The sequence below is a fragment of the Clostridium intestinale genome, from assembly GCF_035905475.1.
GTDB lineage: Bacteria > Bacillota > Clostridia > Clostridiales > Clostridiaceae > Clostridium_T > Clostridium_T intestinale.
On record NZ_CP121166.1, the window covers coordinates 1,544,898 to 1,557,907 of the forward strand.

General features: G+C 29.3%; 16 protein-coding genes. 10 read left to right on the forward strand and 6 right to left on the reverse strand.

Annotation, left to right across the window (positions count from 1 at the left end; all coding sequences use genetic code 11):
• Nucleotides 1-161 precede the first annotated feature (161 nt).
• Both P8F83_RS08085 and P8F83_RS08090 read left to right on the forward strand, forming a co-directional pair.
• Nucleotides 162-656, forward strand: coding sequence for an ImmA/IrrE family metallo-endopeptidase (locus tag P8F83_RS08085; RefSeq protein ID WP_326514192.1), 495 nt, complete (start codon nt 162-164; stop codon nt 654-656).
• Nucleotides 637-2,238: a recombinase family protein gene (locus tag P8F83_RS08090; RefSeq protein WP_326514193.1), complete on the forward strand. Its 1,602-nt coding sequence runs from the start codon at nt 637-639 to the stop codon at nt 2,236-2,238. The genes P8F83_RS08085 and P8F83_RS08090 overlap by 20 nt, the downstream gene beginning before the upstream one ends.
• Nucleotides 2,239-2,845: 607 nt before the next feature.
• Here P8F83_RS08090 and P8F83_RS08095 read toward each other — a convergent pair.
• The 4 genes from P8F83_RS08095 to P8F83_RS08110 form a co-directional block, all read right to left on the reverse strand.
• Complete coding sequence (locus P8F83_RS08095) at nt 2,846-3,142, reverse strand: hypothetical protein (RefSeq protein ID WP_326514194.1); 297 nt, start codon at nt 3,140-3,142, stop codon at nt 2,846-2,848.
• Between the two features lie 291 nt (nt 3,143-3,433).
• A complete protein-coding gene (locus P8F83_RS08100; RefSeq protein WP_326514195.1) occupies nt 3,434-3,832 on the reverse strand; it encodes a DMP19 family protein in 399 nt (132 codons plus the stop codon).
• 265 nt (nt 3,833-4,097) lie between these two features.
• Nucleotides 4,098-4,460 (reverse strand): hypothetical protein, encoded by a 363-nt coding sequence (locus P8F83_RS08105; protein ID WP_326514196.1) that lies wholly within the window; start codon nt 4,458-4,460, stop codon nt 4,098-4,100.
• A 56-nt stretch (nt 4,461-4,516) separates the two neighbouring features.
• Nucleotides 4,517-4,990: a hypothetical protein gene (locus tag P8F83_RS08110; RefSeq protein ID WP_326514197.1), complete on the reverse strand. Its 474-nt coding sequence runs from the start codon at nt 4,988-4,990 to the stop codon at nt 4,517-4,519.
• Nucleotides 4,991-5,251: 261 nt separating this feature from the next.
• Here P8F83_RS08110 and P8F83_RS08115 point away from each other — a divergent pair, with 261 nt between their 5' ends.
• From P8F83_RS08115 to P8F83_RS08150, 8 genes are all read left to right on the forward strand, one after another.
• A complete protein-coding gene (locus P8F83_RS08115; RefSeq protein WP_326514198.1) occupies nt 5,252-5,539 on the forward strand; it encodes a hypothetical protein in 288 nt (95 codons plus the stop codon).
• 140 nt (nt 5,540-5,679) lie between these two features.
• Nucleotides 5,680-6,066, forward strand: coding sequence for a hypothetical protein (locus P8F83_RS08120; protein WP_326514199.1), 387 nt, complete (start codon nt 5,680-5,682; stop codon nt 6,064-6,066).
• Nucleotides 6,067-6,233: 167 nt separating this feature from the next.
• A complete protein-coding gene (locus P8F83_RS08125; protein ID WP_326514829.1) occupies nt 6,234-7,034 on the forward strand; it encodes an ABC transporter substrate-binding protein in 801 nt (266 codons plus the stop codon).
• A gap of 148 nt (nt 7,035-7,182) precedes the next feature.
• A complete protein-coding gene (locus P8F83_RS08130) occupies nt 7,183-7,944 on the forward strand; it encodes an ABC transporter ATP-binding protein (RefSeq protein WP_326514200.1) in 762 nt (253 codons plus the stop codon).
• Nucleotides 7,934-8,743 (forward strand): ABC transporter permease, encoded by an 810-nt coding sequence (locus tag P8F83_RS08135; RefSeq protein ID WP_326514201.1) that lies wholly within the window; start codon nt 7,934-7,936, stop codon nt 8,741-8,743. Before P8F83_RS08130 ends, P8F83_RS08135 begins: the two co-directional genes overlap by 11 nt.
• A 182-nt stretch (nt 8,744-8,925) precedes the next feature.
• On the forward strand, nt 8,926-9,294 hold the full coding sequence (locus P8F83_RS08140) for a CidA/LrgA family protein (RefSeq protein WP_021801653.1): 369 nt from the start codon (nt 8,926-8,928) through the stop codon (nt 9,292-9,294).
• Complete coding sequence (locus P8F83_RS08145) at nt 9,287-10,000, forward strand: LrgB family protein (protein WP_326514202.1); 714 nt, start codon at nt 9,287-9,289, stop codon at nt 9,998-10,000. The genes P8F83_RS08140 and P8F83_RS08145 overlap by 8 nt, the downstream gene beginning before the upstream one ends.
• An 82-nt stretch (nt 10,001-10,082) precedes the next feature.
• On the forward strand, nt 10,083-10,361 hold the full coding sequence (locus P8F83_RS08150) for a ribosomal protein L7/L12 (RefSeq protein ID WP_326514203.1): 279 nt from the start codon (nt 10,083-10,085) through the stop codon (nt 10,359-10,361).
• A gap of 69 nt (nt 10,362-10,430) precedes the next feature.
• Here the strand turns inward: P8F83_RS08150 and P8F83_RS08155 are convergent, their stop codons facing one another.
• The gene (locus tag P8F83_RS08155; RefSeq protein ID WP_326514204.1) at nt 10,431-12,380 is read right to left on the reverse strand and encodes a DNA topoisomerase; all 1,950 of its coding nucleotides are present in this window, start codon (nt 12,378-12,380) and stop codon (nt 10,431-10,433) included.
• A 110-nt stretch (nt 12,381-12,490) separates the two neighbouring features.
• The gene (locus P8F83_RS08160; RefSeq protein ID WP_326514205.1) at nt 12,491-12,991 is read right to left on the reverse strand and encodes a TspO/MBR family protein; all 501 of its coding nucleotides are present in this window, start codon (nt 12,989-12,991) and stop codon (nt 12,491-12,493) included.
• Between the last annotated feature and the right edge of the window lie 19 nt (nt 12,992-13,010).

Below are 13,010 nucleotides of genomic sequence, written 5' to 3' on the forward strand. Positions count from 1 at the left end.
TATCAAAAAAATTAAATACTAGAATTCAATTAAACACTCCATTTAACTAAGGTGTCCATAAAGGGCACCTTTTATATTTGCATAAATTTAAAATTAAGAGAACATAAGTTCTCATTTTTATGGTATACTATTTTATCATATGACTTTAAGGGGGAATTAGAATGATCACGCTATTAGATATTTATAATATTATCGAAGAAAATGGCATAGTTATTGATGAGGTTAAGTTTGTTTATAAAAACATGATAGGTGCTTACATAAAGTATCCTGGTCTCCCTCCAATCATAGGTATTAATAAAAAAATACTTAAAGATGAAAAAACTTTATTATCAATACTAGCTGAAGAATTAGGTCACCACTTTACTTCTATGGGTGATTTAACTGTTGAATGTATAACTTACTCTGAGAAATTAGAGAAATCAAAGCAAGAACTTAAAGCTCGTACTTGGGCTTCTAATTTCTTGATTAGTGACTTTGATCTTGCTCAGGCTATAAATAAATCTATTAGCCCATCTATAGGAGAACTAGCTGAGTACTTTAGGGTTACTCATGAAATTATTGAATGCAAACTTAGATCTGTTCTCTTTTCAAAAACACGTTTCAATTACATAACTAATCAACTTATGGAGGGAATTTATGATAGCTGCAATATATAGTAGAAAAAGCAGACTCTCTGAGAAAGGAGAATCTGTAGAAAATCAAATAGAATTGTGCAAGCAGTATGGTAACAACCTTGGAATAACTGATTTTCTTATCTATGAAGATGAAGGTTTCTCTGGAGGCAATACTAATAGACCCAACTTTCAAAAGTTATTAAGTGATGCCAAGAAAAAGCGTTTTAATTATTTAATATGTTATAGGCTTGATAGAATCTCTCGTAATGTTGCTGACTTCTCTACTACTCTTGAAATGTTACAGAAGAATAATATTGAATTTGTTAGCATAAAAGAACAGTTTGACACATCTTCTCCTATGGGTAGAGCTATGGTCTATATCTCCTCAGTTTTTGCTCAATTAGAGCGTGAAACTATAGCTGAAAGAATAAAGGATAATATGCTTGAACTTGCTAAGACAGGGCGTTGGCTTGGTGGTACTCCTCCACTTGGCTTTAAATCTGTTCCTGTTGAATATTCAGGTAAGGAAAATATAAAGAAGATGTATAAGCTTGAAGTTGTTGATAGCGAGATGTCTATTGTTAAAAATATCTTCTCTCTATATCTTGAAAAAAGAAGTACCTCCACTGTATCAAGGCACCTTTGCACTAACAATGTTAAAGGCAAAAATGGTGGAAACTTCTCTAGGAATACAGTTCTCCAAATCTTAATTAACCCTGTATACACCTTTGCAGATGATAAGGTCTATAGTTACTTTAATGAGTTTGGAGCTACTCTATGCAATGAATTTGATGGTAAACATGGGTTAATGGTTTATAACAAACGTGAAGGTGGTAGGAAAGATAAACCTGTTAATGAGTGGATAATATCAGCTGCTCTTCATCCTGGTATTATTCCTTCTTCAGAATGGCTAAAATGCCAGGAGATTTTAAAGAGTAACTCATCCAAACCTTCTCCACGATCTAATACCAGCAATAGATTCTTGTTATCTGGTTTAGTTAAATGTGCTAACTGTGGTAGCAGCATGACTGCATGGAGCCACTTAAATAAGAAGATAAATAAGCTTGAGAAATACTATAGATGTGAACTTAGAAATAGAGCTAGTACCAGATGCTCCACTAAAATGTTAAATGCCTATGCTGCTGAAGATGCAATAATAAATGCTCTAAAAAACATAGACACCAAAACTATAGTTAACTTATACTCCAGTAATGAAAACTCTGAAGCAACAAAACAAGAATTACAAAACGAGTCAAACAACCTTAAAAAGACCATCTCCCATAACAACATGCTAATACAAGGCCTTATAAGAAAACTTGCTTTAATTGAGGACTCTGACACCATTAAACTTATAGAAAGTGAACTCAAGACCATAAAAAGCGAAAACCTATCTCACGAAAAAAGATTAAGTCAGATTAACTTAGATCAAATGGCCGCTGAAGACATAGACTCTAAAATCATAAGCATCTCATCACACATAAAGACCATAAAAGAATTTTTTGACTATATAGAAGACATAGATGCAAAAAGGGTTATCATCAAAGAAGTTATAGAAAATATAACCTGGGACAATGAAACCTTAGAGATAAACTTGGTTGGAGCTACTGCTTCGTTGAATGTGTAGGGAGTGTAAAATATTGTAACCATATGCTTTCATACTGTATAATTAAATAAAATACAATTATGGTTTAGATATAACTAATCCAAATACTATTTTTAGAGGTTGTTTTATTATGTTTGAAAGTTTATTTAATGAATTGGTGAAAAAATATGGTGAAGACTTTAATTGGTCTTATATACCTTATACAAATAAATATTTTATAGAAGAAGCAAATCGTGAGATATAAGAAGGTCATCCTTTATATGGGAAAATCATACATTCAATAATTAAATGTGATTCTAATGACGATGTTATGTATCTGATTAGTGGAGAAAGATATGTTATCATTCATTTAACTTATTCTGAAAATATAGACAATAGTTATCCTAATTTTATTTTATTTCCCAATATTGATAAAGCATTAGTCTACGTTGAAAATAAATACTTGCAAGAATATTTATAAAAAAGTTTAAAGTAGATACTTGTGTTATATTCTCTTCTTATGCACAACAGCTTTAAAATACTTGATGTTATTTTGAAATTCAAGTTAAAAGACACCGTAAATTCTTTTGAATAATACGGTGTTTTTATATCTTCATATTTACTTTTATTTACTTAAATAATTGAATTCTTATATACTTTCAAGAATCCTATATGGTCTTGATAATGGCAAAGAGCATAGATATAGTATTAGTTCTTCGTACTCTTTTTGCGTTATTTCAAAAGGTTCCCATTCCCCTGCACGAGGATATTCCCCTTTTAAAAACATTTCATTCAATATATTAAGTTTGGGAATCACTTTGTCAAAATCAGAATTTTGAAGCATTCCAGTATCAATTATCAACTCTGCTGAAGTACCTTCTTTAGCCATAAATCTACCATTAGAACCATACGCTTCTGGGAATAGATCATACTTTAATATTTTCACTTTAACACCCCTAATAAAAACTATTAAGTTTAAATCTCAGTTCTCAATCTTTGCATTTATGAGTTGATTATATCATATTTATCCATCTTTTAAAGAACCATTTGCTTCTCAATGATTTCAATATACTTGATATTATTTTTGTATTGCGAACTAAAAAATACCGCATATTCATTTTTGATTATTACGGTATTATAATAACTTTATATTTAGTTCTACTTGCATAATATAGGAAATATACGCCATAACTGATTCTAAAATTGTGTTATATCAACTCTATAAAATAAGAATCTATCATTCAATGATAAAAAATTCATTAATATTATCACTAACATATTTCTCAATAATATCAGTTAATACAGGAGCTAATTCTCCAAATTTATTATCTTCATTTATATAATCATTATTTTCACCTATTTCAATAGCAATTTTGAAATTTTTTGCATATTCTTCTGCTCCAATGCTAATAAGTGACTTTTCAACTTTATCAAAATTTTCATCTGCATAACAATCAAAATAGCCACTATGACCACCATTATTCATTTCTGTATCATACCAAAAACAAAGTTTTGCTACTTGTTGTATTTGAGACAAATCAGCACCAAACTCTTCATTAATCAAGCATTCTATAAATCTATTCCATAAATAATATTCATAATTTTCCACATCTTCTTTTTTCACTATAATTTTCAATATATTCACCTCTATAAATTACTATTTTATCTGTATATTTTTTAACAATCCTTATTTTGCATAAACTTACAATTATAAATCTATTATATCATATTCACCCAATACCGCATTATTCAATTTTCAAAGAACCATTTACTTCGCAATAATTTCAAATTACGAACTAAAAAATACCGCTTATTCATTTGAACAATACGGTATTATCATAACTTAATATTTAATTTTATCTGTATAATATATAAGAAAGTTACGAACTTAAATTGAGCACTTAATCTTCTCCCCATCCTATCATACCTGGTTCTAGTGTAACATAGTGAGCCATCCAACAGTCCGAGTTTTCAGTACCAATTTCATGATTATTAATACAAACCGTATTTATGCCATCTAACCCATCAAGCCCACAACATCCATTTAATCGAGATGTATCAGAGTGATATTTTGAATTGATTAAATCATTCAAATTAATAATTATCTTCCCTTTAGAGTTACTATCATATCTTCCATCTCCAACTATATAAAAACCAGAAGGAATATAATCTTCACCGTCATTTTCATTTAACAAACTCAAATTCTGTAGTTCTACCAAATGCTTTGTTATTTCAATATTGCATAGTTTACATACCATTTTCATATTTATACTCCTCAATAAAATATTTTTCTTACTTCGTCATATTTTAATATTATGACTTAACTAATATATTGCTCTGCCTGTAACCCATCAACTGGAAAATCTTCATCTATCATAGCTTTATAATAAAATTCCCCAATTGTACAATTTAAACTTATAAGTATATCTCTAGGATTTATGCTTTCATCTTCCCATAAATCGTCATGAAATACATAGCCCACCTTCTGATTAATCAAATCAAAAACTATTAAGTCTCCATTTAAGCCTGAACCTATTATTAACAAACCTTCTGATATACATTTTATATTACTTTCATAAGTATTATTATCAGCAATATCATTTACTTTATCAAAATATACATGTTTAAATCTTAAATTTCTATTAAAGGAAAATGTTCTTAAAAATTCTAAAACCTCATCATGAATATTAAATTTATTAATAAAGGTTATTGTCAAATCATTTAATAATTCTTTACAAAGTTGTTCTCTTCCATCATTTAATTCTAAAGCTTTCTGAAACAATTCCTTATCCATATTAAGTCCATTCTCCTTTACTTTTTATTACTTTGCAATTATAAATAAATTGTATCATATTTATACAATAAAGGAAGTTATGGAGAATATAAACTAGGCCAATAAGACTTTATAAATCAACTTAGTTGTCTACAATGTAAAATATTGTAACCCACTGCTTGTATACTGTATAATTTATTTAAATGAGTATTGTAAGTAATATTACTAAAACAATTTCACTTGGTAATATAACCATATTTAATAAGGAGTTTTAGCATACATATGAATTATTTAAAAATAAAAATTACTGTCTTAGATGCCTTCAAGTATGAAGAAGAAACTATTTTTCATGTAGAAAATTATTTAAAAAATACCGGAATTCAGATTGAAAGATACACCGTTATAAGTATTCTTTCAGAATTATTAAAAGAAGGCTTAATTGAGTTATTTGATGATCCAAGCAATGGTCAAGTTAAATTTGAAAATTGTAGTGACAATTATGTTGAGGACTACTGGTTTGCCTTAACTGATAAAGGATACAATGAATTAAGTATGCATAAAGAGGTGTAATTTAGTTTTCGTTGCAGAGAATATAGTTATTTTTGATTAAGCTGGTCAAGTAATTGAAATAGATGAACTAAATGAAGTTTGTAATTTATACTGGAATAAACCTAAATTAAATGAAAGTAAAATATGAGAGGATGATCAATATGAAGGGTTTTGAAAAATATCCTTCTATCATTACTGATAAAGATTTTTGTTGGTATGATTTAAAGTATATTTCTGATATACACTATCATCAAGATTTAAATGAGTATTATGAGGATATTTTTGTTTTAGACATTGAGTTTATTGCTATAACAAATAATCAACTACAGTATAAATTAAATATAAGATTTTCAGAGGTTGAAAATGCGAATTTCTATATTTCAAATTCATATGTTCAATTAATCTCATTTCAAATACTTGACCTAAAAGATGATGGTTGGTGTTCGGCTCGATATTGGATTAGGGATGCTGAAAGTGAAAATATAGAGTTTTACTGTAATAAAATTGAAATCTTATCATTTGCACAAAACAATAATAAGATCTTATGATTTACTAAATAAGCCCTGAATAACATAGCATCTCTACTTAAACCTAATCTAAATTTTCAATCTTGCTAATTATTGTAGAATATTTTATAATTATTACATAGGCAGAAACCTTGTTTTTATCAGGGTTTCTGTCTACTTGTATTTTAGAAGGGGTTGCAGACAAAACAATGCAGCAAGTTCTTAGTAAAAATGCTGATATAGGTTTTGCAGGTCCAGAACAAGTTGTTTATATTAATAATCAAGGTAGAGAAGATTATCCTGTACTTTTTGCAACTTTAACTCAAAGAGATGGTTCATTTTTGGTTAGCAGAAGTGATGAGAAGATTTTTGATTGGAGTTCATTAAAAGGTAAAACTGTAATAGGAGGAAGGCCTGGTGGTGTTCCTCAAATGACTTTAGAATATGTTCTTAAGAATCATGGATTAAAGCCTGGCGTTGATGTTAATTTTGTTACTAATTTAGATTTTACTGCAACAGCAGCTGCTTTTAAGGCAGGTACTGGAAATTATGTTGCTTTATTTGAACCTACAGCTTCTGTTTTAGAAAAAGATGGCGGCGCGTATATTGTTAGCTCTATAGGAAAAGAAGCAGGTCCTATTGCTTATACTGGATTCTTCGCTACAAAATCTTATATGGATAATAATCCTGATACCATTCACTCCTTTACTAATGCCATTTATAAGGGTCAATTATGGGTAGCTAAAGCTTCAGATGAAGAAGTTGCAAAAGCTATAGCTTCTTTCTTCCCTGGAACAGATGAAGGAATCTTAGTTAATGTTGTTAAAAATTATAGGGAAGCTGAAGCATTTGCAGAGCTTCCAACAGTTAAGGAAGAAAACCTAACTAAGTTAATGGATATTATACAATCTTATGACAGCTCACTTATGCCTAAACGTCCTGAATTTAATAAAATAGTTAATAATAGTTTTTCTGAAAAAGCAGTTAGTGAAGTTAAATTAAGTAAATAGTATTCTTATGTTCTGATACTAAATAATAAAAAATTTATAATTTATAGTTAAGAGTTAAATGTAGTCGAATTTCATCCTTAACTCTTAACTATTCTCTCTTCACTATTAACTGTTCCTTGTACATATTATTTTAAAGGCAGGTGAGAATATGAGTTTATTAAAACTTAAAGATATAAATTTAAATTATCATTCAAAATCTGGAGAAGTTAAAACTCTCAATAATATAAATCTTGAACTATCTGAAGGTGAATTTATAACTATTTTAGGCCCTTCTGGTTGTGGAAAATCTACCCTATTAAACATCGTAAGTGGACTTATAGCTCCCTCCTCTGGTGAAATCACTTTTAATGGTGAGCCCATAGAACTACACAAGGATAGAATGGGATATATGTTTCAAAAGGATCATCTATTTCCATGGCTTTCTGTGTGGAATAATGTACTTCTTCCATTAAAGATAAAACATCAACTTAGTGAGGAAAAGCTTCTTAAAGCTGAGGAACTTCTTAAGTCCTACTCTTTATGGGAATTTAAAGATAGATTACCTTCTGATTTATCTGGAGGTATGAGGCAAAGAGTTGCCTTAATTAGAACTTTAACTCTAGATCCAGAGTTATTGCTTTTAGATGAACCTTTTTCTGCTTTGGATTATCAAACTAGACTTAAGGTTTGTGATGAAGTTTATGAAATAATTAAAAATGAAGGCAAAACTGCTATTATGGTTACTCATGATATAAGTGAAGCTATATCTTTAGCTAAAAGGGGAATTATATTATCAAAAAGACCAGCTTATATAAAAAGAGAATTAAATCTAATCTTCTCTCCTAATGCAGATACTCCTTTTAAAAGAAGAAAAGAGGAAAACTTCAGAAAATATTTTGATGAAATATGGAGGGATTTAGATGAACAATAATAAAGCCGAAATATCTCAAAGTCAAAAACTTTATCTTAGAAATTTAAAAATTGAAAAATTCAAGGTTGGATTTGTTAGGGTTTTTATTCTTGTTGCCTTTGTGCTATTGTGGGAGATAGCTGCTGTCAACAAATGGATAGATCCTTTTTTAACCTCTTCACCAAGTAGAATTGTAAAGTCAACAATTTCACTTTATAATAGTGGCATATTACTAAGGCATATATGGGTAACTTGTTATGAAACCATAATCGGATTTACTTTAGGTACAGTTTTAGGTACACTGGTTGCTATAGTACTATGGACTTCCCCCTTTACAGCTAAAGTTTTAGATCCGTATTTAGTTGTTTTAAATGCATTACCTAAGGTTGCATTAGCTCCTATTATAATATTCTGGGCAGGTAATGGAATTAAGTCTATAATAGTAATAACTCTTTTGATTTCTATAATAGTTACTATTATAAGTGTTGCCTCTGGTTTTAATGAAGTTGATAAAGAAAAGATTCTTCTATTAAAGACCTTTGGGGCAAATAAGTTTCAAATTCTCAAACACTTAATTATTCCAGCTTCTATACCAACTTTAATCTCTGCATTAAAAATAAATGTAGGACTTTCTTGGGTCGGTGTAATTATGGGTGAATTTTTAGTTGCAAGAGAAGGTTTAGGATTTTTAATAGTTTATGGTGGTCAGGTAGCACAACTTGATATGGTTATGATGAGCATAATATTACTTTCTATAATCGCTTATTTAATGTATAAAGCTGTTTGGTTTGTAGAGAAAAAGATAACTAACAATTTTTAAATTAGATGTTTTTATGTAAAGAGAACCTAACCCTTGGTTCTCTTTAGTTTTTATTAAATTACCCCTTGTCCCATTAAAACTTCAAAATGTAATTGTTTTAGCTATATATTCTATATCAATTTGAAATTTTACTTATCTTCTCTATGGTGATAAAGTTAACTGTATACTTAAGGAGGATTAATATGAAATTATTTAGAGAATTGCTGATCATTTTAAGTGTATATTTTTTAGGTGAATTTTTATCTAAAGCACTTAATTTACCCATACCAGGAAACATATTAGGAATGTTAATTTTACTTACTTTATTATTAACTAACATTGTTAAAGTTAATCAAGTTGAAAAAGTATCAAATTTCTTTCTTGATCATTTAAGTTTTTTCTTTATACCTGCAGGAGTTGGATTAATAACCTCTGTAGCTGTTATTAAAGATTCATGGTACAAGCTTCTTGTTGTATGTATTTTAACTACTATTATAGTAATTATATCAACTGGAACCATAGTACAATATCTATCAAATAAAAAAACTAAAGGAAGTGAAAAAAGTGAGTAGTTTAATAAGCTCTCCTTTATTTGGAATTATATTGTCATTAATTTCTTTTGAAATAGGACTATTTTTATATAGGAAAACTAAGTTTCCTCTCTTTAACCCTCTTTTAATAGCTATTATTATTGTTTTATCCTTTTTACTCTTGTTCAAAATTGATTATTCAAAATTTGAAGAAGGTGGGAAATTTATCAATATGTTTTTAGGTCCTGCTACTGTAGTTTTAGCTGTCCCTTTGTATAAGCAGATAACTTTATTGAAAAAGCATGCAATACCTATTACAGTTGGTATTTTAGTTGGAAGTTCTGTTGGAATAGCCAGCATAATAGTTTTATCCTACTACATAGGGCTAGATGGAACCTTAATAAAGTCCTTATTAGCTAAATCTGTTACAACTCCTATAGGAATGGAAATTTCTAAATCCCTAAATGGTATAGTTCCTGTAACAGTTATTGCAATTATAATATCTGGTATAGCTGGAGCAATTGTAGGACCTACCGTTTGTAAGATATTTAAAATCAAAAATGAATTAGCAGTTGGAATATCCTTAGGAACCGCTGCTCATGCCGTTGGAACGTCTAAAGCTTTAGAAATAGGCGAAACAGAAGGTGCAATGAGTTCTTTATCTATAGGGCTAGCTGGAATTATGACAGTATTTTTAGCTCCACTTATATATGATTTTGCATTATTTATTCATAATCTAATAAAATAGTACACTCAAAGAGGATTTTGAAACTTAAAATAGAATATATTAAAACAATGATATCTTTGATTTGGTGAAGAAAGGAGTAACTATGGAGTATTTTTTATTTGGTGCGTTAACTTTTATATTTATTTTGGGAATGATTAGCATTGGCCATATAAATGATGAGATAAAAAGAACAAACAAGCTGTTAGAAAAGATTGCGAATCATATTGGAGCTGTGGATACCCCTAAACCTCCTATAGATGATGAAAAGTTTAATCTTTATATTTCCAAACATGATAAGATTAGGGCTATTAAAAGATATAGGGAATTAACTGGTGAAGGCTTAAGAGAAGCTAAGGATTACGTTGATTCGCTTTTTAAATAAAATTAACTACATAATACTTTGTAAAACTTTATATGCAAAAAGAGCCATGCAACTTAATGCAATGGCTCTTTATTCGTATACAACCTTAACTTTCAGTAATTTCTTATTTATATTTGATAGGATTAAGTTACTATGGTGCATAACCTTATTTATATTTGTTTTAGTATAACTCTCCAACTTGTGCATAAATTCATCTGAAGATATCTCTTTACCGTATACCATACCTAATCCCTTTTCCCATGAGGCTGTTAAGATTGGATTAAGAAGTGATGGTATTGATTCTTTTATAACCTCGTAAATCATTTCTCCCTTTTTAGTTGGAGTTAAAATTTGTGTCTTGCTATTTGATTGAAGATATTCAATTCTTATAAGTTTTTTTATTATTTCTGCTCTTGTAGCTGAGGTTCCTATTCCACTACCTTTTATCTGTTCTCTTAATTCATCATCTTCAATAAGTTTACCTGCATTTTCCATAGCTATAATTATAGATCCCGTTGTATATCTTTTAGGTGGTGTGGTTTCCCCTTCTTTTATTGAAAGTTCTTTAAGAGGTAGCTTTTTACCCTTCTTTAATGAACTTATGTCTAGTTCCTTGTCATCAGCTTCTTCTTTACCTAAAACCTCTAAATACCCCTTCTCTACTAATATTTTTTTGGAGAAATAAAATCTTTCTTTTTCAATCTCAACGCTCATATTAGTTTTGCTGTATTTAGCTGGAGGATAAAAAATGCTTATAAATCTTCTTAATACAAGCTCATAAACTTCCATCTCAAGCTTTGTAAGTCCAGCTGAAGCATATTCCCCTGTAGGAATAATGGCATAATGGTCAGTAATCTTTGAGTCGTCTACATATTTACTTTTGGCTATTTTAGATGACCATTTATTTTCAGATATTTTAGTCAAAAGTTCCTTTACCCAAGGCTCTTTAACATTCTTATATATACTTGAAAGATTTTTCCCTATATCTTTTGCAACTGCGCTTGATAATACTCTTGCATCCGTTCTTGGATAGGTTAACATCTTTTTCTCGTATAATTTTTGAGCTATTCCTAAAGTTTCATCAGGACTAATTTTAAATCTTTTAGTACATTCATTTTGAAGTTCTGCTAAGTTAAATAATAATGGAGCATTTTTACTTTCTTTTGTTTTCTTTATTTCAACTATTTCACCTTCATTAAAAGTTTTAAGTTTATTTATTAAACCTTCCGCATCTTCTCTTTTCCTGAAGCCTCCTTCATTATAAAGCAGATGAGAATTATAATAATTTGATCCTTCATAACTTTTCCATTCCAAAATAAGATCTTCTTCCCCTAATAAAAAGTTACCGTTTATTTTGAAAAATGGTGTTTTCTTAAATTCTCTTATTTCTCTTTCTTTATCAACTACCATTGCAAGAACACAACTCATTACTCTTCCAACCGCTATAACAACCTTATCTTCCTTTAATACTGAGGAAAGATTCTTTGCGTATAAAAGGCTTAATACTCTTGAGAAGTTTATTCCTAAAAGATAATCTTCCTTTGCCCTTAAATAAGCTGAATCCCCTAATGAATCATAATAAGAAAGAGGTTTAGCTTCTTTAATACCTCTTTTTATTTCATCCTCTGTTTGTGAATCTATCCATACTCTAAATTTATCTTTTTTAGGTTCTCCAGACATTTTATCTACAAGTCTATAAATATACTCTCCTTCTCGCCCGGAGTCTGTACAAACATACACTTTATCTATATCTTCTCTATTTAGTAGACTATTAACTATGTTAAATTGTTTGCTTACGCTAGGAATAATTTCATATAAGTACTCCTTAGGTAAAAAGGGAAGATCTTTTAAATTCCAGAATTTATATTGTGGCGCATATTTTTCAGGATAACTCATGCTGACCATATGTCCTACACACCAAGTAAAAACAGCCTTATCTCCTTCTATGTATCCATCTTTTCTATTACCATTAATTTTAAGGATTTTAATAAAATCCATTGCTACAGAAGGTTTCTCCATAACAAAAAGAGCTTTAGCCATAAACATCTCCTCTTCCAAATTAATAAGGCTCCAAAACTTAGGAGCCTTATACATTATACCTTATTTTGTGAATTTTTTAAAGGTGAATATTTATCTGATGTCTAGCTACTTTAAGCTTCATTTAAAAACCATATAAAAAAATTAAGTACTCCAGCGTAAGTAGTCCATCCTAAATATGGCACTAATAAAAGTCCAGCCACTTTATCTTTCATAATAAAATGTATAAAAGTTATTATAATAAAAATAAGTAGTATAACTAATTCAATAAATGATATTCCATATAATCTAAAAGTAAAAAATATGAATGGCCATAAAAAGTTCAATAATAGCTGAATATAATAAGTAAATAAACCTGATGCAACATTTTTCCCTTCCTTTCCTAACATTCGTATTCTATAAGCAGCTATTCCCATTAATATGTATAGAATAGGCCATACTATAGGGAATACTATAGACGGTGGAGAAAAAAAGGGCTTTTCTAGGCTATTATATGTTCCCATGGATCCTTTATTTAAATATCCTACAAGTAAACCTCCACCCAAAGGAATTGCAACACTTACAAGTAATTCCATCAAATTAAATTTTCCATTTACTTTAAAAATATTTTTCATAACAACACCTCACTCCATA